The organism is Nocardia stercoris (assembly GCF_003696265.1).
Lineage (GTDB): Bacteria > Actinomycetota > Actinomycetes > Mycobacteriales > Mycobacteriaceae > Nocardia > Nocardia stercoris.
Map to the genome: position 1 here is coordinate 120,110 of NZ_RFFH01000005.1, position 18,997 is coordinate 139,106.

At 69.8% G+C, this 18,997-nt stretch carries 17 protein-coding genes; 10 read left to right on the forward strand and 7 right to left on the reverse strand.

Translation table 11 applies throughout. The features are described 5' to 3' along the window. Positions 1-7: 7 nt before the first annotated feature. Complete coding sequence (locus tag EBN03_RS14195) at positions 8-1,144, forward strand: NAD(P)-binding domain-containing protein (RefSeq protein WP_122188498.1); 1,137 nt, start codon at positions 8-10, stop codon at positions 1,142-1,144. Positions 1,145-1,205: 61 nt separating this feature from the next. Here EBN03_RS14195 and EBN03_RS14200 read toward each other — a convergent pair whose 3' ends face one another. Both EBN03_RS14200 and EBN03_RS14205 read right to left on the reverse strand, forming a co-directional pair. After that, a complete protein-coding gene (locus EBN03_RS14200; RefSeq protein WP_147471582.1) occupies positions 1,206-1,463 on the reverse strand; it encodes a hypothetical protein in 258 nt (85 codons plus the stop codon). 416 nt (positions 1,464-1,879) lie between these two features. Further along, positions 1,880-3,250: an oxygenase MpaB family protein gene (locus EBN03_RS14205; RefSeq protein ID WP_122188500.1), complete on the reverse strand. Its 1,371-nt coding sequence runs from the start codon at positions 3,248-3,250 to the stop codon at positions 1,880-1,882. 201 nt (positions 3,251-3,451) lie between these two features. Between EBN03_RS14205 and EBN03_RS14210 the strand changes: the two genes are divergently transcribed. From EBN03_RS14210 to EBN03_RS14215, 3 genes are all read left to right on the forward strand, one after another. Continuing rightward, positions 3,452-4,291 carry a helix-turn-helix domain-containing protein gene (locus EBN03_RS14210; protein WP_122188501.1) on the forward strand — a complete coding sequence of 280 codons (840 nt, stop codon included), beginning with the start codon at positions 3,452-3,454 and terminating at the stop codon, positions 4,289-4,291. Between the two features lie 156 nt (positions 4,292-4,447). After that, positions 4,448-4,579 carry a hypothetical protein gene (locus tag EBN03_RS35535; RefSeq protein WP_267899289.1) on the forward strand — a complete coding sequence of 44 codons (132 nt, stop codon included), beginning with the start codon at positions 4,448-4,450 and terminating at the stop codon, positions 4,577-4,579. A 253-nt stretch (positions 4,580-4,832) separates the two neighbouring features. Then, positions 4,833-5,306 (forward strand): nucleoside deaminase, encoded by a 474-nt coding sequence (locus EBN03_RS14215; protein ID WP_122188502.1) that lies wholly within the window; start codon positions 4,833-4,835, stop codon positions 5,304-5,306. A gap of 75 nt (positions 5,307-5,381) precedes the next feature. On the opposite strand, the gene EBN03_RS14220 is transcribed toward EBN03_RS14215, so the two are convergent. Both EBN03_RS14220 and EBN03_RS14225 read right to left on the reverse strand, forming a co-directional pair. After that, complete coding sequence (locus tag EBN03_RS14220; protein ID WP_122188503.1) at positions 5,382-7,187, reverse strand: alkyl/aryl-sulfatase; 1,806 nt, start codon at positions 7,185-7,187, stop codon at positions 5,382-5,384. A gap of 222 nt (positions 7,188-7,409) precedes the next feature. After that, positions 7,410-8,390 carry a Rieske 2Fe-2S domain-containing protein gene (locus tag EBN03_RS14225; protein ID WP_122188504.1) on the reverse strand — a complete coding sequence of 327 codons (981 nt, stop codon included), beginning with the start codon at positions 8,388-8,390 and terminating at the stop codon, positions 7,410-7,412. Between the two features lie 382 nt (positions 8,391-8,772). On the opposite strand from EBN03_RS14225, the gene EBN03_RS14230 reads away from it, so the two are divergent. Together EBN03_RS14230 and EBN03_RS14235 are read left to right on the forward strand one after the other, a co-directional pair. Continuing rightward, positions 8,773-9,276, forward strand: coding sequence for a hypothetical protein (locus EBN03_RS14230; RefSeq protein ID WP_147471583.1), 504 nt, complete (start codon positions 8,773-8,775; stop codon positions 9,274-9,276). Between the two features lie 173 nt (positions 9,277-9,449). Continuing rightward, positions 9,450-12,164 (forward strand): helix-turn-helix transcriptional regulator, encoded by a 2,715-nt coding sequence (locus EBN03_RS14235; RefSeq protein ID WP_199742769.1) that lies wholly within the window; start codon positions 9,450-9,452, stop codon positions 12,162-12,164. Between the two features lie 23 nt (positions 12,165-12,187). Here EBN03_RS14235 and fdhD read toward each other — a convergent pair whose 3' ends face one another. Next, positions 12,188-13,057 carry a formate dehydrogenase accessory sulfurtransferase FdhD gene (gene fdhD / locus EBN03_RS14240; protein WP_122188506.1) on the reverse strand — a complete coding sequence of 290 codons (870 nt, stop codon included), beginning with the start codon at positions 13,055-13,057 and terminating at the stop codon, positions 12,188-12,190. Positions 13,058-13,167: 110 nt separating this feature from the next. Here fdhD and EBN03_RS14245 point away from each other — a divergent pair, with 110 nt between their 5' ends. After that, the gene (locus EBN03_RS14245; RefSeq protein ID WP_122188507.1) at positions 13,168-13,869 is read left to right on the forward strand and encodes a PhzF family phenazine biosynthesis protein; all 702 of its coding nucleotides are present in this window, start codon (positions 13,168-13,170) and stop codon (positions 13,867-13,869) included. 3 nt (positions 13,870-13,872) lie between these two features. On the opposite strand, the gene EBN03_RS14250 is transcribed toward EBN03_RS14245, so the two are convergent. After that, the gene (locus tag EBN03_RS14250; protein WP_233608380.1) at positions 13,873-14,844 is read right to left on the reverse strand and encodes a patatin-like phospholipase family protein; all 972 of its coding nucleotides are present in this window, start codon (positions 14,842-14,844) and stop codon (positions 13,873-13,875) included. Positions 14,845-15,052: 208 nt separating this feature from the next. Between EBN03_RS14250 and EBN03_RS14255 the strand changes: the two genes are divergently transcribed. From EBN03_RS14255 to EBN03_RS14265, 3 genes are all read left to right on the forward strand, one after another. Further along, a complete protein-coding gene (locus tag EBN03_RS14255; protein ID WP_122188509.1) occupies positions 15,053-15,418 on the forward strand; it encodes a hypothetical protein in 366 nt (121 codons plus the stop codon). Between the two features lie 110 nt (positions 15,419-15,528). Next, a complete protein-coding gene (locus tag EBN03_RS14260; RefSeq protein ID WP_122188510.1) occupies positions 15,529-16,053 on the forward strand; it encodes a PadR family transcriptional regulator in 525 nt (174 codons plus the stop codon). A gap of 123 nt (positions 16,054-16,176) precedes the next feature. Next, a complete protein-coding gene (locus EBN03_RS14265; protein WP_122188511.1) occupies positions 16,177-17,640 on the forward strand; it encodes a flavin-containing monooxygenase in 1,464 nt (487 codons plus the stop codon). Between the two features lie 6 nt (positions 17,641-17,646). Here EBN03_RS14265 and EBN03_RS14270 read toward each other — a convergent pair whose 3' ends face one another. After that, a complete protein-coding gene (locus EBN03_RS14270) occupies positions 17,647-18,930 on the reverse strand; it encodes an alpha/beta hydrolase (protein ID WP_233608381.1) in 1,284 nt (427 codons plus the stop codon). Positions 18,931-18,997 lie beyond the last annotated feature (67 nt).

The following is an 18,997-nucleotide window of genomic DNA, read 5'->3' on the forward strand; positions in this document are numbered from 1 at the left end:
GGGTAGCGTGACCCCGGTGAGTGACGCGGACTTCGACATCCTGGTGATCGGTGCCGGGCAGGCCGGGTTGTCGGCCGCATATCACCTGCGGCGGTTGGGGTTGCGGCCGGAGCGGGAATTTCTGGTGGTCGATCACTCGGCGGCGGCGGGTGGGGCGTGGCAGTTCCGGTGGCAGTCGTTGACGTTGAGTACGGTGAATCGGGTTCATGATCTCCCGGGGATGTCGTTCGCGGAGACGCTGCCGGCCGGGTCGGAGGCCGCGCCTGCGGCTACGGCGGTGCCGCACTATTACGAGTTGTACGAGAAGCGGTTCGAGCTGCGGGTTCGGCGGCCGGCGACCGTGCGGGCGGTGTGTGATCGGGCGACCGCGGCGACTTGCCCGGCCGGTGCGGTCGACGGGTTGCTGCACGCCGAGCTCGAGGACGCGACGGTGCGGGTTCGGGGCGTGATCAATGCGACCGGGACCTGGGACAAGCCGTTCGTTCCGTACTATCCGGGCGCGGAGACGTTCGCCGGCCGGCAGTTACACGTGCACGACTACCGGACCGCGGCGGAGTTCGCGGGCAAGCATGTGGTCGTCGTCGGTGCCGGTGTGTCGGCGGTGCAGCTGCTCGACGAGATCTCCCAGATCACGACCACGACGTGGGTGTCACGGACCGAACCACGGTGGCGGGAAGGACCTTTCACCGTCGACGAGGGCCGCCGCGCGGTCGCGCTGGTCGAGGACCGGGTGCGGCGCGGGCTGCCGCCCCGATCGGTAGTGTCGGTGACCGGGCTGCCGGTGGACGACCGGGTTCGAGCCGCACGGGAACGTGGTGCGCTGCAGTGGAATCCGATGTTCGCCCGGATCGAGCCCGACGGGGTGCGCTGGTCCGACGGCCGATTCCAGGCGGCGCAGGTCCTGTTGTGGGCCACCGGTTTCCGCAGCGCACTGGACCATCTCGCCCCACTGCGCCTGCGCGGACCCGGCGGTGGCATCACCATGACCGGCCGCCTGGCGACCCAGGTCGCCGCCGACCCACGCATCCACCTGATCGGCTACGGGCCGTCGGCCAGCACCATCGGCGCGAACCGCGCCGGCCGGGCCGCGGCGGACGAGCTGACCGACTATCTGTCCGTCCACCGGGATCCGCCGGCCGGGTGAGCTGTTCCCGCGGCACACCTCGCCGGAACCGAGCGCGCCCGGCGAATCGGGTCTCGGATCGTCAGCGCCGGCGGCGAATTGCTCGCACGACGAGCACGACCACCGTCACCACGACCACGAGCGGGCACAACAAGCCCAGCGCCAGTCCGCTCACACCGTGGCCGTAACCGTAGTGCCAGAAACCCGGGTGGAAATGAAAGTGGCTGTGGCGCCGCCGGGTAGCCACCGGCCGGTATCCCGGGGCAGCTGCCACCGCGGTCGCCGCCGTCATCCACCACAGTGTCACCGCCGCCGCCACGAGCACGAGACGTTTCGACATCGGTACACCTTCCGGGACGGGCGGGATCCTGCCGTTCCGCCGCGCATCGAGCGTACGGGGACACCCACCCGATCGCATGTCCCGGCTGCGGGATCGCTACGTCCGCACCAGGTCCGGCCGTTCCACTGCGACACCGTGCCGGCCGCATCGAGCGGAGTGAAGCGTGCGTCGTGGATCACCGATGCGGGCAACGTGATTCGCCTCATTTCGGGTGCGAAGGGTCGGGTAGCCGAGTCGGTTCGGCGGATTCCGGGCGCCGCCGTCGATCGAATGATATTGCCGTCCAGCGAAATTGCGGTCCGTCCGCCGTGTGCGGGCCGATTTGCCGCGATGTCCGGCATGCTGTCGATCTCGGGATGTGGCCGGTCGTGGCGAGGACGAGGGAAGCGTCCGGCCCCGACCGGCCGTCGGCGGCGCTAGCTGTGCGGAGTGGTCGTCGGGGGCGGATTACCTGTTGTTGTGGGCGTATTCGTCACGAGCGGTGTGGTTTTCACCGCTGCTGCCGGATAGGGCGTCGTGGTGGCGGTCGCGGTCGGTGTGCCGGTGATCGACGGGTTGTTGGTGGTCGGGACCGGGATGTCGAGCACGAGGTCGCCGTTGTTCAGGTACAGCAGTGCCGCGGCCTTGATGAATTCGGTCAGGGTGAAGAAGATGGCATTGACCCCGGGGACGATCTCGCCGAGTTCGTAGAGCCCGACGAACGGTTCCCAGAACGTCGCGAACGCACCGTCCCAGAACGGGTCGGTCTGGAATCCGATCCAGTTGGCGACCTGCGAGCCGAGCACGAACTTGGTGAACGAGCCGAGCATCGGCTTGGTGATGAAGCTGGTGGCGGCGAGTACCGGCCCGAGCGTGAGGAGTTGGTCCGCGATCGCGGTCCCCTCCTTGGAGGGCCCGAGGGCCGGGGTCAGCACCTGTTGGGACTGCGCGTTCGCGCTGTCCCAGGTCGCGGGAATGTACTGGTCCTGCACGCCGAGCAGGTGCGCGGTCACCTGCCACGCGTGCAGGAACCCGGCGGACTGGGCGGCGGTCATGGGGACCTTCCAGGCCTTCAGCTTGCTCATGATCGTCGTGGGCAGGCTGTGCCAGGTGACCAGGATGTCGTTCTGGCTGATCGGGATCTTCGGCGACTCGGTCGCCACCGCGAGCCAGGGCGCCGAGGTGGGCAGGAGATGCCGCACCGCCGCGTGCACCATGCGCGTCTTGACGCAGGTCACGATCATGTGGCCGTTGGGCCCGAACGGCTGCTGCGCCATCAGGTCGTAGCCGAGCTTCGCGGTCTTGGCGATGCGGTCCTCCATGTTCGCACCGCCCTTGGAGTAGTACACCGCGCGCGACTCGTGCGGGATGGCCGTCGCCAGCATGCCGCTCGCGAACCCGTACCCGACCCCGATGAACGGCCCTTGCTTGGCGTTGAAGTCGTCTGCCGCAGCCAGTTTCGACTGATCGGTCCAGGACGGGAGCTGCCGCGCCTGCTCGATGAAGGCGGTCAGCTCCGCGGGCAGTCCGGTCGGCGTCGGCTGATTGTTGGTGGTCCAGTTCGCCAGCTTCGCGTTGATCGCCGGCACCTGCCCGCTGTCGAGCACGGCGGCCATCACCTGGTCGGCAGCCGGATCCCACACGGTCATCGGGTCGACGCCGTTGCCGCTGCCGGCGATCGACCCGCTCGCCGGCCAGCTCCAGGCCTGCGCGCGGGGCGGGGCGGAGAACAGCGACAGGGACAGCGCCCCGATCCCCGCCAGGACCCCACCGGCCTTCAATGCGTCACGTCTGTTCAGGTTGTTCATCGACTCACGTCCTCGTAACTCGTGGTGACAGCCCCTGCAGTGATACGGAGATACAAGAGCTGTATCTGAGTATCTCGAGTTCCGCGCGATCGTGACCCGAGTCACGAAAACTCGAGGAGAGAACCGAGTAAGGGGGCTTTCCCGGCCTCGCTCGGCGCCGCCGGTGCCAGGCGGTGCTGGCAGACTCGGACTGTGCACACCATGGCCGACTACCTCAAGATCCGGCGCGGCGCGATCGGGCCCGCCGATGTGGGCTTGCCGGCCGGGCCCGGGTTGCGGCGGACGCCGGGGTTGCGGCGCGAAGAGTTGGCAGCGCTGGCGGGGGTGAGTGTCGACTACTACACGCGGATCGAGCAGGGGCGGGAGACCGCGCCCAGCGCCGCGGTGCTGGATGCGCTGGCGCGGGCGTTGCGGCTGGGGGACGACGAATACGAGCATCTGCTGGCGTTGGCGGATCGGGCGGCGGGGCGGGCGCCGCGGCGGCGCGCGGCGCGGCGGGAGCCGCCGCCGGCGGGGCTGATGCTGTTGCTGGAGGCGGTGCGGCCGGGCCCGGCGTTCGTGTTGAATCAGGTCAACGATGTGCTGGCGGCGAATCCCGAAGGGCTGGCGTTGTTCTGCGGGCTGGCGGACTGGCCACCGCTGCGGCGGAACATGATTCGGTACGCGTTCTGTCATCCGGCGGCGCGGGAGGTGTTTCCGGAGTGGGATCGGGTGGCGCGCAACAGTGTCGCGCATCTGCATGCGGTCGAGCCGGCCGACCCCGTCGGCGTCGCGGCGTTGGCCGACGAATTATGTGCTGCGGCACCGGAATTCGCGGCGATGTGGCGGCAGCACGAGATCTGGGTGAAGCGGGGCGGCGAGACGGCGTTCCGGCATCCGGTGATCGGCGCGATCACCCTCGCCAACGAGGTGGTGACACACGCCGACGGTCACCGGGTGCTGCTCTATCAGGCCCCGCCGGGCAGCGCCGCGCACGACGCCTTGACGCTGCTCGCGATGACCGTGGGCCCGGCGGTCGCCGCGCCGCCGCCGGGCCAGTAGGGTTGCCATCAGGTAGCGGCTAGGTAGCCAAATCATCTTGACCGGCCCTGATCGGCGTGATCTAACTCCCATATTTCGCCCAATGATTGTGTCGCCAGAAGTTTGCTCATACCGTTTCGGTTGCAAGTTGAGCACAGCTGCTTTTGGAGATATCGCATGGACATCATCAGCACCGGTTCCGCCGTTCTGAACATGGTCAACGCCCTGGTGAGCATCGGTCAGGGCATCAGCAGCCTGGCCAGCGGCTCGGCCAGCCTCTCGGGCTCCGCGCCCGCCCACACCCACTGAGACGGGCACCGCGCCGTCACCCCACGGGTGGTTCGACAACCGCGAATCCCGGTGTGCCGCAGAGGCGCACCGGGATTCGTCGTATCCGGGGGTCGGTCGAGCGAGTCCGGCGGTTCGCGGCGGCCCCGGACCGATCCAACACACAATGTCGGTGGCGAGCGGGCAAATTCCGCCGGTGGGAGGCGATGATTGTGCGCTCAGGCCGGGAGCCGAGAATCGGTTGCCGGTGTCCGAAGTCGACGAAGGGTGAGCGATGAACAACGACGATCTGCTGCGGCGGGCGATCGAACTGGCCGAGGAGGCCGGAGCCGCCGGAAATCGCCCGTTCGGGGCCGTGATCGTCGCGCCCGGGGGCGAGGTGGTCGCCGAGGGGCAGAACCGGGTCGCCGCGACCGGCATGGTGACCGAGCACGCCGAGCTGACCGCCATCACCGCCGCGATCGAGGCCGGCCGGGCCGACGATCTGGCCGGGGCCACCATCTACGCCAGCGGAGAGCCGTGCCCGATGTGCAGTGCGGCGGTGGTGTGGGCGGGCATCACCCACGTCGTCTACGGCGCCGCGGAAGCGGACTTCGCGGCCGTGATCGGCGGCCATCCGCGCTTCTCGCTGAGCTGCGCCGATGTGATCGCCTCCAGCGACGCGAACGTCACCGTGAGCGGCCCGAACCTCCGCGACGAGACGCTCGGGCCGTTCCTGCGCTACGCCGCGCAGCACGGCCGGGACTGAGCCCGGCCGCCGTTGCGGCTCGGGTTCGAGCCGCCGAATCCGTTGCTACGGTGTCGAATTCGCGCCCACTGGGCGTCAGGGTGTGACGATCGCGAAGTTGGGGTCGGGCTGATCGAGCAGGCCGATCAGGCGCTGCAGTACACCCGGGTCGCCGGTGTGCTCGATACCGTCGAGGCCCTGACCCGTGAGCAGGCCGATGAGTTGAGTCTTGGTGAGCGTCAACGTCAGGTCGGGAACGGCTTTGCGACGCGGATCGACGGTGCGGATGAGGACACCGTTCGACAATGTCAGGCGCATCGTCGTCTTCGGCTCGGTGAACCGGAAGTCGATGACGAACGAGTCCGCGGCGGCACGCGGGCCGTTGATCCGGATGGCCACGGTGTCGAAGAGTTGTTCGACGGACAGCGCGGCTGCCATGCCGCCACCCAGATTCAGCGGGGTCTGCAGCACCCCGTCCCGAAGTTCCTTGGCGCCGGTCAGATAGAAGCCACGCCAGGTCGCGTTCTCGGCACCGAACCCGAGCCGGGTGTACACATCGGCCAGCGCGTACTTGGCCGTGCGATTGCCGGGGTCGGCGAACACCGCGTGTTTGAGCAGCTCTGCCGCGAACCGCAGATCACCGGTGGCGGCGAATTCCGCTGCCTTGCCGACCACCACCTCGACCCCGCCGAACGCGTCGACGTAGCGCTTCGCGGCCGCTTCCGGCGGGTGCTGCCACAGCGAACTGGGGTGGCCGTCGAACCAGCCCAGGTAGCGCTGGTAGATCGCTTTCACGTTGTGCGACACCGAGCCGTAGTAACCGCGCGCGGACCAGGCGTCGGCCAGCCCGGGCGGCAGTTCGATCTGCTCGGCGATCTCCACGCCGGTCAACCCCTGGTTGAGCATGCGCAGTGTCTGATCGTGCAGGTACATGTACAGGTCACGCTGTTCGGACAGGAACGCGACGATGTTCTCCTCGGTCCAGGTGGGCCAGTGATGGGAGGCGAACGCGACATCGGAGTCGGCGGCGAACATGTCGATCGCCTCGTCGATGTAGTGCGACCAGACTCGCGCGTCGCGGACCAGCGCGCCGCGCAAGGTCAGCAGATTGTGCAGGTTGTGGGTCGCGTTCTCGGCCATGCACAGCGCGCGGAAGCGCGGGAAGTAGAAGTTCATCTCCGCCGGCGCCTCGGTACCCGGTGTCATCTGGAACACGATCTCGACGCCGTCGACGGTCTCCCGCTGACCCGTTTCGGTGATGTCGATCGTCGGCGGGATCAGCCCGAACGAGCCGGTCGAGGCCTGGATACCCAGCCCGGTGCTCATCTGGCCCTCCGGGCCGGGGCTCAGCCGGATCGCGTACATGAAGCTCGCCCGGCGCGACATCGCGGTGCCCGCGTACACGTTCTCCGCCACCGCCTCAGCCATGAATCCGGCCGGCGCCAGGACGGGTACGTCGCCGCGACCGTCGGGCAGCACCCCCTCGACGCCGCCGAAATGGTCGGCGTGCGAGTGGGTGTAGATGACCCCGGTGACCGGCCGGTCACCGCGATGCTCGCGATACAGTGCCAGGCCGGCGGCGGCGCACTCGGCGGAGATGAGCGGATCGATGACGATGACCCCGGAGTCGCCTTCGACGATGGTCATGTTGGAGATGTCGAAGCCCCGGATCTGGTAGATGCCTTCGACGACTTTGTAGAGGCCGTTCTTCACGTTCAGCTGGGCTTGGCGGAACAGGCTCGGGTTCACCGTGTCCGGGCAATCGCCGTCGAGGAACGCGTACCCGGAGGTATCGAAGACGATGTCACCGTTCGCGTTCTCGATGGTCATCGGCGTGAGTGTCGCGATGAAGCCGCGATCGGCGTTCTCGAAGTCGGTGCGATCGGCGTAGTCCAGTGCCATCGGGTCAGCTCCGTTCCTGATTGCGGCTGTGTAGCTGTATGCCGGTTCGGGTCGACTCGGCTGAGACTACGCCGTGCGGGAGGCGGGTTGCGACCGTGGCTCGCGGGAGCTGAGCGGTTGTGCGATGTCCGCTCGAATACGTGCCTGAACTGTTATCTGCGATGGCTGGGGCGCTCGGTCCGGGTTCGCGTCGGCCCTGGAACGTGGACCGGGACGCAATCATTAGCTGATTGGTTGCGGATCTAGTTCGCGATTCGGTGTGTGTACCGTCTCCGCCGCAGGCGCCTGCGGCGGATAGAACTGGGCGTACCAGCGGCGCAGTGCCTTGATGCCCTTCTCGTGCGGCAGCAGTACCGGGCGGTCGCGGTGGATCTTGTGGTCCCAGATCGCGAGCTCCTCGCGCACCTCGCCGAAGGCGACCAGACGGAATGCCAGCTTGAGAACCGGTGCGGCGAAAGGGATTCCGGCCGGGCGCCGCACGAAATAGAGCATGCGCAGTTCGCTGGTGGTGTCGTCGACCGGGTTGGTGAGGGCGATCGCGGTCATGGTGATCAGCGCGCCGGTGGTGCGCACGACCATGACGCCGGGTCCGTACATGGTGACGTCGAAGCTGTTGTCGAGCTCGTAGCCGAGTACGGATTTGCGGAAGCGGCTGTGGATCTCGGCGAACGGGCCGTCGGGCAGCAGATCCTGGACCGGGGGTTCGCTCTGGCCGTGGATGTAGTGGAAGTGTGACTCATCGACGATGTTCTCGCGCATCTCCTGGATGTGGATACGCGCCCGCAAGGCGTCGTCGATCGGCCGGGCATAGCCCGCGCCGGTGGCCTCCGGGATCTCGGGTACCTCCCATTCCGGTTCTCCCGCACCGGAATAGACGAAGATCAGGCCGCTGTGCTCGCGGATCGGGAAGCCGCCCAGCCGGACTCGGGGCGGTCGCGCGGCGAACGGCGCCGAGACGCACGCGCCGTCACCGTCGAAGCGCCAGCCGTGGAACGGGCACTCCACCTGGCCGTCCACCATCCGGCCGCCGACCCCGAGGTGGGCACCGTAGTGCGGACAGTGCGCGTCGCGCACGGTGGCCCGGCCGTCGGCGCCCCGGTACGCGATCAACGCCCGGCCGAAGTAGTGCAGATTCACGATCTTGCCGGGTTTCAGCTGGGCGCTGCGGAGCAGGGCGTACCAGCCCTCGGGAACGGTCGGCATCGGATATTTGTCGGCGCGGGGATCCCGCGCCGGCCCGGGCAGAGCCGGGGAACGGCGAAGCAACACGCGGCCACCCTAACTGGAACATGTTGCAGCGCAATGAACGGGAGTGCGCGCGGCCGTTTCGCCTCTCGGCCCGCCATGTCGGCTCGGGTAGGGCGAAGGCCGGAGCGGGACGGCCCGTCCCACATCGCGAATCTCGGCGCGAAAAGTCGGGTTCGCGGTGTGGTACCTGCACGTTTTCGTCCGAGTTCGATAGATTCGGCGGCGGCCCAGCATCAATGGACGATCGAGAGCGCGGGCGAGCACTCTCCACGATACGGCGCGATCCGTCACGTGTCGGGACGACCCGAGCTCCGATACAACATGGATTGGAGTCGTCATGAATCGATCAACTCCCACCGGACACCGCAGGATTCGCTCGCGACGAGGCACGGTACGGGTGGCGCTGGTCGCATCGGCCGCGCTGCTGCTGTGGCCGGCCGCGGTCGCGGTCACGCCGGCGGCGGCGCTGCCGGGGTTGGGTGGTCAGTACTCGATCAATGTGAGGGGCGTGATCACGAACAACGGGGTTCCGACCACCGAGCCGGAAACCAGAATGCAGCTGGCGGAGGCCGATGCGGCGATGGTGTCCGTGGGTGCCGGCTCGATCGATCCCCGCGGCAATCTCTCGGCGATAACCGAGGTGGTGAAGTTCGCCTCGCCTCAGCCGCAGGTCGTGCTGCTGACCAAGGTCAACCACTCCGGGCCGTGCGTGCGGCGGATCGTCATCCCGGTGCCGGCCTCCGGCGTCACGGTGGGCCCGATTCCGCTGAACGTCGCCGATCTCGGCACCGTCAACCTGGCCCTGCAGTTCCCGGGTGAAACGGTCGACTGCAACAGCTAGCTTCGGGCCGCACACGCGGACGAGGGCGGGCACCGGTCGGTCGGTGCCCGCCCTCGGCTCGCCACGGGTGGGAGCCGGCGGCGGCCGGTACTATGCTCTGCCGTGTTCGGCACGGGTGTGTGTGATTCGGAGGTTGCGGCGCGCGCCCGCAACGGATCGGCAAGTGTGGGTGGATGACTGGTGGTGCGGTGCTCTACGGCCGGGAGCGGGAACGGCAGACCTTCGCGGAACTGCTGACCCGGGCCCGCCGGGGCCGTAGTGCCGCACTGGTATTGCACGGCCCGCCGGGGGTGGGGAAGTCGGCGCTGCTGGACGGATTCGCCGCCGACGCCGCCGGGGTAACCGTATTGCGGTGCACCGGAATCGAATCCGAGGCCGAGCTGGCGTTCGCGGCCCTGCACTGGCTGCTGCGCCCGGCCGCCGGCCTGATCGACCGCCTGCCCGGACCGCAGGCCGAAGCGCTGCGGTCCGCCTTCGGTTGCGGTACCGCGGCCGGGCAGGACCGTTTTCTCACCGGGCTGGCCGTACTGTCGCTGCTCGCCGAGTACGCCGCCGACGGTCCGCTGCTGTGCCTGGTCGACGACGCGCACTGGCTGGACCAGGCGTCGCTGGACGCGCTGCTGTTCGCCGCCCGGCGACTCGACGCCGAGGGCGTGGTCCTGGTCTTCGCCCAGCGCGACGAGTTCCCGCTGCCCGCCGGGCTCGCCACGCATCCGGTGGGCGGGCTGGCTCCCGAGGCCGCGGCCCAGCTGCTGGACAGCAGTGCGCCCGCGCTCACCCGGCACGAACGCGGCCGGGTGCTCGCCGAATCCGGCGGCAATCCGCTGGCGCTGCAAGAACTTCCGGGCTCGCTTGCCGGTAGCACCGCGCTCGGCACGCTGCCGCTGCCCCGCCGGATCCAGGACGCCTACGGCCGTCGGATCGCCGGGCTGTCCGCGGACGCGCGGCGGCTGCTGGTGATCGCGGCCGCGGAGGGGACCGGCGATCTGGCCGTCACCGAACGGGCCGGCGCGTACCTCGATCTCGACGACACAGCGCTGGACGAGATCGAGCGCAGCGATCTGGTCACGGTCACCGGTCCGGTCCTCACCTTCCGGCATCCGCTGGTCCGGGCCGCCGCCTACCACGGGGAAACCTCCGGTGCGCGCCGCACGGCCCACGGTGCCTTGGCCGCCGTCCTGGACGCCGCGGACGATGCCGACCGCCGAGCCTGGCACCGCGCCGAGGCCGCACCCGGACCGGACGAGACCATCGCCGCGGAGCTGGAGGACACCGCCGAACGGGCCCGCGCCCGGCACGGCTTCGCCGCCGCGGCCGCGGCCCTGGAACGGGCCGGGACGCTGTCCCGGGACCCGGCGCGGCGGGCCGCCCGCTGGACCGCCGCGGCCGACGCCGCCCTGCAGGCCGGATTACGTTCGCGCGCCGGCACATTGATCGACAAGGCGGAACGGCTGACCGACGACCCGGCGGCCGGTGCGGTCCTGGCCCGGCTACGGGCGCAGGTCGCCGCCGGCAACAGCGCGCTGCGGCAGGCGCACGGCATCCTGATCGCCGCGTCCGGCCGGATCGCCACGCTCGACCCCGAACTGAACCTGGCGATCCTCGTCGATTCGATCCGGCTGGCCTGGTTCGTCGGCGACCTCGAGCTACTGCGCCGGTCCGCGGATCTGCTGCGCGCCGGACCGTGGCCGAACGACGAGCTGCGCAACCGAGCCCGCGGCGGGCTGGCGCTGGAACAGCTGGCCGACGGGCGGCACGATCTCGCGCAGCCGGTCATCCGGGCCATGGTCGACGCGGCCCGCAATCCGCGGACCCCGCTGCCGAACCGGATCAACGGCGCCGGAATCGCCCTGGTGAACGGCGAATTCGCGGCGGCCCGGGAGATCGCGGTGGCGGTGGTGGCCCAGCAGCGGACGCTGGGCACGATCGGCGGCCTACCGGCCACCCTGCAGATCCGGGCCCTGGCCGACACCTTCGAGAACCACTTCCAGGACGCGATCGCCGCGTGCGACGAGGGGCTGCGCCTCGAGGAGGACACCGGCCAGGCTTACTACGTCGCGCACTTGCGGGCGGCCCGCGCCCTGGCCCTGGCGTACTGCGGCGACGAGGAACCGTGCCGCGAGCTGGCCGGGCAGGCGCTGTCCGCCTTCGCGGTGGACGGCGCGATCAACGGTGCCACGGTGGCGCACTGGGCACTGGCCGTGCTGGATCTCGGGCTCGGGCGCTACGAACCGATGCTGGACCGGCTGGAGGCGAACGCCGCCGGTCCGGCCCGGCACCAGATGGACGTCATCTACAGCGCGCCCGACCAGGTGGAGGCCGCGATCCGGTTCGGCGATCCCGATCGGGCCCGCACGCCACTGAACCGCTTCACCCGCTGGGCCGCGATCGTGAACCTGCCGTGGGCCCGCGCGATCGAACAACGTTGTCTCGCACTGGTATCCGAGGACGATGCGGCGGAAACCCATTTCCGGTCGGCGTTGAATCTGCACACCGATTCCGGCCGGCCGTTCGAATACGCGCGCACCGAACTGCTGTACGCGGAATGGTTGCGCCGCAATCGAAGAGCGACCGAGGCCCGGGTCTACCTGCGCACCGCGCTGGACCGGTTCACCCATACCGGTGCCCGGCCGTGGGCGGAGCGCGCACGAGCCGAACTCCGTGCCGCCGGCGAGGCGACTCCGACCGTGGCGACCGCGGCCGACGGCATCGGCTCGCTGACCGCGCAGGAACGCCAGGTGGTACGGCTCGCGGCCCAGGGTTCGAGTAACCGTGACATCGCCGCGCAGCTGTTCATCAGTCCGCGCACGGTGAGCCACCACCTGTATCGGGCCTTCCCGAAACTGGGTGTGACCAGCCGGATCGAGCTGGTCCGCCTGGCCCTGTGACCTCCGGTCCCGCCTGGGACCGGTTACCGGTGCGCCACCGTCTCGTAGCCGGAATCGGGCACCTCGTCGGGCGCGCCCGCCAGCCGAATGCGTTCGGCGCCGGTGTAGATGTTCATGGTGTCGCCGCGCAGGAAGCCGACCAGTGTCATCCCGGCCTCGCCGGCCAGGTCCACGGCCAGGGAACTGGGTGCCGACACCACCGCCAGCAGCGGGATACCGGCCATCACGGCCTTCTGTACCAGCTCGAAGGAGGCGCGGCTGCTCACGACCAGGATCAGGTCGGGCGCCGGTAGCCGCCGGTGCTGCAATGCCCAGCCGATCACCTTGTCGACGGCGTTGTGGCGGCCGACGTCCTCGCGCACGGCCAGCAGTTCGCCGGTCGCGGAGAACAGCCCGGCCGCGTGCAGGCCACCGGTGGTGTCGAAAACCTTTTGGCGGGAGCGTAATTCGCGGGGCATCCGGGCCAGCAGGTCGGTGTCGACGAGCGGAGCGGCCGGGGCCCGCAGCGGGTGGCGGGTGCGGGTCGTGACCTCGTCGAGCGCGGTCTTGCCGCAGACCCCGCACGAACTGCTGGTCACGAAGGCGCGCGGCCGGACCGGGACCGCCGTGCGCAGCCGGATGTCGAGCAGGTTGTAGGTGTTCTGCCCGTCGGGCCCGGTGCCGGCGCAGTAGCGGGCCGACACGATGTCCTGCGCGTCCTCGATGAGGTTCTCGCTGAACAGGAATCCGTGCACCAGGTCGATATCGTCGCCCGGGGTACGCATGGTGACGGTCAGCGGCTCGCCGTCGAGGCGGATCTCCAGCGGTTCCTCCACCGCGAGGGTGTCGGGGCGGCGGATGGGGCCGCCGGCGGTGATCCGCAGGGTCGGGCGGCGCGTGGTCACTCGGGTCACAAGCAGCTGCCTTTCGCGTGGGGCGGCGCGACGGCCGATCGCTCCGGCCGTCACTCTATCGATACCACGCCGGATCAGGCGTTTCACCGTCGCGGCGGTATCGTGCCGTCATGGCCGGCGTCGAGAGTGACAGCGCTCAGATCGAGGTCCTGCGGGTGTTCGCCGACGCGGCGGGCCGGTTCGGTAAGCCGGTCGGCGTGGTCCGGCGCCGCTATGTCGAGCACATCGACCCGCACGCGCTCGCCGCGCGGGTCGACGGCGCCGAGACCGCCATCGTCGGCGATCCGGACGCGCGGGCCGCCGAGCTGCGCAGCTACACCGCCACGGCGGACCTGTCGTTCAGCGCGGCCGCGGTGCTCGGCGCGGCCTGGTGGCTGAACGTGGGATCGTCGCCGGTGACCCCGGTGAGCCGGCTGGTCTCGCCGGCCGGACCGGCCGAGGTCTCGGTGGAGGACGCGCAGACCTGGGCGCGGGTCCACCCGGACTGGGTTCGCGACATCACCCTGCATCAGTTCGGGAGCACGGACGAGATCGGCACTGTCGACACCGCCGACTTCGCCGACGGCCTGCACCTGATCTGGGCCTTCGACGACGAGACCCGCGGTGCGGTCCGGGCGCGGATGTTCGCACCGGCGTACGGCCTCGCCGAGGACGAGGCGAACGGCGCGGCCGCCGCCGCCCTCACCGCCGAGCTGAGCGCCGATCTGGACATGGTGCAGGGGCAGGGCTCCCGCCTGCGGACGACGTGGGGTTCCGACGGCTGGGTGTCGGTGGGCGGCACCGTGGTCGAGGACCGGATCGTCGTGCTGTAGCGATCAGACCGGCTGGACCAGGTCCGGGTAGCCCGAGCTGTCCAGCGCGGCGATCGCGCGTTCCCGGCCGCCCGCGATGAGTTCCGCGGCCCGGTGGAAGTCGAGGGCGCGGGCGGTGCCGCGCGGGACCTCGATCAGCAGATCCGGCGGGTCGGCGGAGATCCGCAGCCGGGTGAGGCTGGTCTGCATGAGTTCCAGCGCGCGGTTCAGCACCTCGATCTGGTTCAGTCGCAGCTCGGATTGCGTTGCCACACCGGGGATCTCGACCGCCTGTTCGGACTCCACCGGCCGGAACCGGTCCCGCACGGTCCGGACGAACTCGGTGTCCATCAGCTGATTCGTGCTGCGCCGCAACCGATCCACCAGTTCCTCCACCGGTCGCGATTCGGCGTTGGCGCGCAACCGAACCCGATCGGCGGCGGAATCCGCGCCGACGTCCACGCCGATCACGATGTCGGCGTCGACATGGTTGACCGTCGCCAGCGGCAGCGGGTCGAGGATGCCGCCGTCGGCCAGCAGGCGCCCGCCGACCGTATGCGGGGTGATCACGCCGGGGATGGCGATCGAGGCGCGGATCGCGTCGTCTAGCCGGCCGTGCTGCAACCACACCGGCCGCCCGGTGATCAGGTCGGTGGCGACCGCGGTGAACGGGATCGGCAGCTGTTCGACCAGGGTCGTGCCGAGCAGTTCGCGCACGAAGTCGAGCAGCCGTTCGGCCCGGACCATACCTCCGGGCGCGGTGAGCGACGGATCGATCAGCCGCAGTACGTCGCGCTGGGTGAGTGCGGCGGCCCAGGTCTCGAACTGCGGTAGTGCGCCCGCCGCGTAGAGCCCGCCGACCAGGGCGCCCATCGACGTGCCGCCGATACCGACGATGTCGACGTCGCGCCGCAGCAGCTCGCCGATGACTCCGATGTGCGCGAAGCCGCGCGCACCGCCGCCGCCGAGTACGAGGGCCACGCGAGTACGTTTCACGCGCCAATTATCCGCGGCGGAAGGCCGGTGGCACCACGCGGCCCGGTGTACTGTCGAGGCCCCTGAATGGGTTACCCGCAGGCAAGTTCGCGAACAAAACATGCGATCGGTATGTTTCCGGCACTACCCTGCATTTTCGCTACTCGGCTGCAAGAATTCAGGACAGTAGACGGTGCGTCCGCCGCGCGGCACACAGAACAGGCAACCGATGGCAAACGAGCGCAGGGATGGGCAGGAGCCGACGGTCGGCGAGGTTCTGGATTTCTGGATCGAGCGCCCCGACACCGCGTCCGCCCTGGGCCCGAGCGGTGCCGAACTGATCGCCGACCACCTGGCCGCCCTGCACCGGCGGTTCGGTCCGATGCCGCTGTCACAGCTCACCCCGACCCGGGTGCTCGCCGAGTACAGCGGCCCGGCACACACCGATCTGGACGATCTGACCGCGGGCGCCGAACGGGCGCTGCTGGGTTTGGCCGTCGACATCGCGGTCGCGGCGGGCTTCATCGACAGCAGCCCGCTGCGGGCCGGCGGGGGCGGCGACCAGCTCGCGCGCCGGCCCGCCGAAGCCAGCTGACCACCCGGCCGGTCGTAGCCCGATTAGAGCGCGTTTCCGCCGAATGTCCGAGTTGACATGTTAGCTTGCACACGTCTTTACCTGCGCGAACAAGACGGAGGTGGGTATTCATGTCATTACGGCACGCCCTGCTCGGACTGCTCGCCGAGAAGCCGGCCAGCGGCTGGGATCTCAGTCGCCGGTTCGATCGACTGCTCGGTTCGGTCTGGCCTGCCGGACATCCGCAGATCTACGGTGAACTACGAAAACTCCAGGTCGACGGCCTGATCGAAATCGACGGCGAAGGCCCGCGGGGCCGCAAGGACTACCGGATCACCGACGCCGGCGCCAAAGAGGTGCGGCACTGGCTCGCCGATGTCGAAGTCGACCACACGCTGCGGCTCGAGCCGTTGTTGCGCTCGGTCTTCTTCTGGCTGCTCGAGCCCGCCGAACTGATCGAACACCTCGACCGGGAGGCCGCCTACTACCACGCCCTCGCCGAGGGCTATCGCACGATGGTGATGTCGCGCGACGACGACCTCGACCCGCAGACCGAATCGCTGCGGATCGCGGCCGAGGCCGGTATCCGGCTCACCTCCGCCCTGGGCCAGTGGGCCGACTGGGCCAAGGCGCATCCGCCCCGCGTATCGCATTGAGCCTCGCGGTATCGCTCCCGGCCCCTCGCGGCGGCGCGGCCGCGGTCGTGTCAGGATGAATACGACGAACCGGAGCCGGTCGTCGTAGCTGTGCCGCACGGCACCTGACCGTAGGAGGGTGCGATGGCTCCTGTCGGTGTGCGAGCGGTCTCGGTGGCCGTCATCGGCTGCGGTTTCGGTGGTCTGGCCGCGGTGATCGAGCTGAAACGGCGCGGATTCGACGACATCGTGGTGTTCGAGAAGGCCGGCGACGTCGGGGGAGTCTGGCGCGAGAACACCTATCCCGGCGCCGCGTGCGATGTTCCGTCCCCGTTCTACTCCTTCTCCTACGAGCCGAATCCGCGCTGGCCGCACCGATTCTCGCGGCAGCCCGCGATCCTGCAGTACATCCGCGACGTCGCGGCCCGCCACGATGTGTTGCGGCACGTGCGCTTCGGGGCCGAGGTCACGGGCGCGCGCTTCGACGACGGCACCGGGCGCTGGACGGTCGAGCTGGCCGGCGGCGAGCGCGCCGAGTTCGACGTGCTGGTACCCGCGGTGGGGCAGCTGTCGCGACCGGCGCTGCCGGATATCCCGGGCCGGGACACGTTCGCGGGGCCCGCTTTTCACTCGGCGCGGTGGGATCACGACGTCGACCTCACCGGCAAGCGGGTCGCGGTGGTCGGTACTGGCGCGAGCGCGGTCCAGTTCGTGCCCGAGGTGCGGCGCCTGGCCGGGCACACGACGGTGTTCCAGCGCACCGCGCCCTACATCCTGCCCCGGCCCGACCGGGAGTTCTCCCCGCTGCACCACCGGCTGTTCGAGAAGCTGCCGATCACCGAACTGGTCGAGCGGGCCACCTGGTTCGGCCTGGTCGAGGGGCTCTCGGTGGCGTGGGTGTACGCGCGGCCGCTGGCCACGGGGATCCGGGCGGTGTCGCTACGGCACATGCTCAATCAGACGAAATCCGTGCCGGGGTTGTTCGACAAGATCCGGCCCGACTACGCCGTCGGGTGCAAGCGCGTCCTGTTCTCCGACGACTATCTTCCGGCCCTCACCCAGCCCGACGTGTCGGTGGTGACCGACCGGATCACCGAGATCACCCCGCGCGGCCTGCGCACCGCCGACGGCGCCGAGCACGAGGCCGACGTGATCATCTGGGGGACCGGGTTCCGGGCCACCGAATTCCTGGCCCCGATCGCGGTCACCGGCGCCGGCGGCCGCGACCTGCACGACGAGTGGCGCGACGGCGCGCACGCCTACTACGGCCTGACCGTGCCGCACTTCCCGAATCTGGTCCTCATGTACGGGCCCAACACCAATACCGGCGGCGGTTCGATCATCTACTTCCTGGAGGCTCAGGCCCGCTACCTCGCCGACTATGTCGAGCACCTGGCCCGGACCGGCGGCTGCCTCGACGTCGAGGAAGAGGTGGAACGTACCTACGACGAAGAGATCCAGCGCCGGCTCGCCGACAGTGTGTGGACCCGATGCAGCTCCTGGTACCGGTCGGCGACCGGCCGGATCACCGCCAACTGGCCGCTGCTCAGCCCGCAGTACCGGGCGCGGGCGCGCTTCCGTCCCGCCGACTACCGGGTGCTGCGCTGAACTCGCTCAATCGGTGGTGAGCCCGAGTCTGGTTGCCAGCCAAGGCAGTTCGTCGTGCAGCGCGGCGGCAGCGACGGCGGCGCTGTGCGCGCCGGGTTGCAGTGCCAGCCGGACGTCCAGGCCCGCCTGCTGCGCGGCGTGATACACGCGCTCGACCTGCGGGCGGTGGAAGGCGTCGTCCGCGCCGACCGCGAACGCGCCCGCCGACCCGGGAAACGACCTGGTGCGCAACAGATCCAGCGGATTGACCCGGAGCAGCGCGTCGGTGTCGCCGCCGAAGGCCGCGTTCACGGTGCGCTGCCGGTCGCCCAGGGACGGCTCGTCCTGGCCGGAGATGTCGACGAAGGTGGGGAACATCTGCGGATAGTTGGTGGCCAGCTGCAGTGCGCAGGTGCCGCCGTAGGACACGCCGCCGATCGCCCAGGCCGCCGGATACGGATCGATCTGCAGATGCGCGCGGATCCAGGCGGGCACGTCGCTGGACAGATAGGTCGCGGCGTTGCCCAGTTTCGAGTCCAGGCAGAGTGGATCGCCCAGCGGGGAACCGGTTCCGTCGGCGACCACCACGACGGGCGCGAGACCCTCGTGGGCGTGGGCGAATTCGTCCATCGTCTCGACCAGGCGTCCGCTGACGATCCAGTCCTGCGGTGCCCCCGGCGCCCCGGCCAGCAGGATCAGGACCGGCAGCAGTGGGCGCGGATTCGCGAAATACGCTGGTGGCAGATAGATCTGGGCCGGCCGGGCCGTGAAGCCGGAGATCAACGGGTCGATGGCGGTGGTGAGGATGCGGCCGCCGCCGGGCAGGCCCCCGGGGTCGCGCCAGGCCGACTGCAGCGGCCGGCCGGTGATCGTCTTCGGTTGCGGCGCAACCTGATCGAGGTCCACGTGCGCGACGTCGGTGAACCCCAGTGCCGCCCGCAGGCTCGGATACGAACCGTAGATGACATTGGCGCGGGCGCCGGCCGCCACCAGGACCGCGCTGGCCGCGACCACGGAGGTCACCGCGACCGCGGCACTCGGCGCGACCACGATCCGCGGGATCACCAGTAACAGAGCCAGCAGCGTCGCCCCGGCCAGCAGGTACAGCGCCGGATCGAGCGGTTCGGGCAGCGGCCGCCAGGATTTCTCTACCACCCAGTACCCTGCCCCGGTGGCCAGGGCCGCGACGGCCGCCGCGATCGGTAGCCCGTAGCGGAAGTACCAGCGGGCCGGGCCGATCAGCAACCAGGCGGCACCGGCGGCGCCGAGCAGGGTCAAGGTGCCGGGCAACGGTCCCGACAAGAGCGACAAATCGAATGTACCTGCCACTTTCAGCCGTCTCCGTCCGAGTCGCCGTCGCGTTCGTGGGCAGTGTTAC

Bases quoted from the DNA above. Each gene is read 5' to 3' on its own strand.
- EBN03_RS14200 (WP_147471582.1), bottom strand. From the start codon at position 1,463: ATGTCGAAACGTCTCGTGCTCGTGGCGGCGGCGGTGACACTGTGGTGG.
- EBN03_RS14205 (WP_122188500.1), bottom strand. From the start codon at position 3,250: ATGAACAACCTGAACAGACGTGACGCATTGAAGGCCGGTGGGGTCCTG.
- EBN03_RS14210 (WP_122188501.1), top strand. From the start codon at position 3,452: ATGGCCGACTACCTCAAGATCCGGCGCGGCGCGATCGGGCCCGCCGAT.
- EBN03_RS35535 (WP_267899289.1), top strand. From the start codon at position 4,448: ATGGACATCATCAGCACCGGTTCCGCCGTTCTGAACATGGTCAACGCC.
- EBN03_RS14215 (WP_122188502.1), top strand. From the start codon at position 4,833: ATGAACAACGACGATCTGCTGCGGCGGGCGATCGAACTGGCCGAGGAG.
- EBN03_RS14220 (WP_122188503.1), bottom strand. From the start codon at position 7,187: ATGGCACTGGACTACGCCGATCGCACCGACTTCGAGAACGCCGATCGC.
- EBN03_RS14225 (WP_122188504.1), bottom strand. From the start codon at position 8,390: ATGCCGACCGTTCCCGAGGGCTGGTACGCCCTGCTCCGCAGCGCCCAG.
- EBN03_RS14230 (WP_147471583.1), top strand. From the start codon at position 8,773: ATGAATCGATCAACTCCCACCGGACACCGCAGGATTCGCTCGCGACGA.
- EBN03_RS14235 (WP_199742769.1), top strand. From the start codon at position 9,450: ATGACTGGTGGTGCGGTGCTCTACGGCCGGGAGCGGGAACGGCAGACC.
- EBN03_RS14245 (WP_122188507.1), top strand. From the start codon at position 13,168: ATGGCCGGCGTCGAGAGTGACAGCGCTCAGATCGAGGTCCTGCGGGTG.
- EBN03_RS14255 (WP_122188509.1), top strand. From the start codon at position 15,053: ATGGCAAACGAGCGCAGGGATGGGCAGGAGCCGACGGTCGGCGAGGTT.
- EBN03_RS14260 (WP_122188510.1), top strand. From the start codon at position 15,529: ATGTCATTACGGCACGCCCTGCTCGGACTGCTCGCCGAGAAGCCGGCC.
- EBN03_RS14265 (WP_122188511.1), top strand. From the start codon at position 16,177: ATGGCTCCTGTCGGTGTGCGAGCGGTCTCGGTGGCCGTCATCGGCTGC.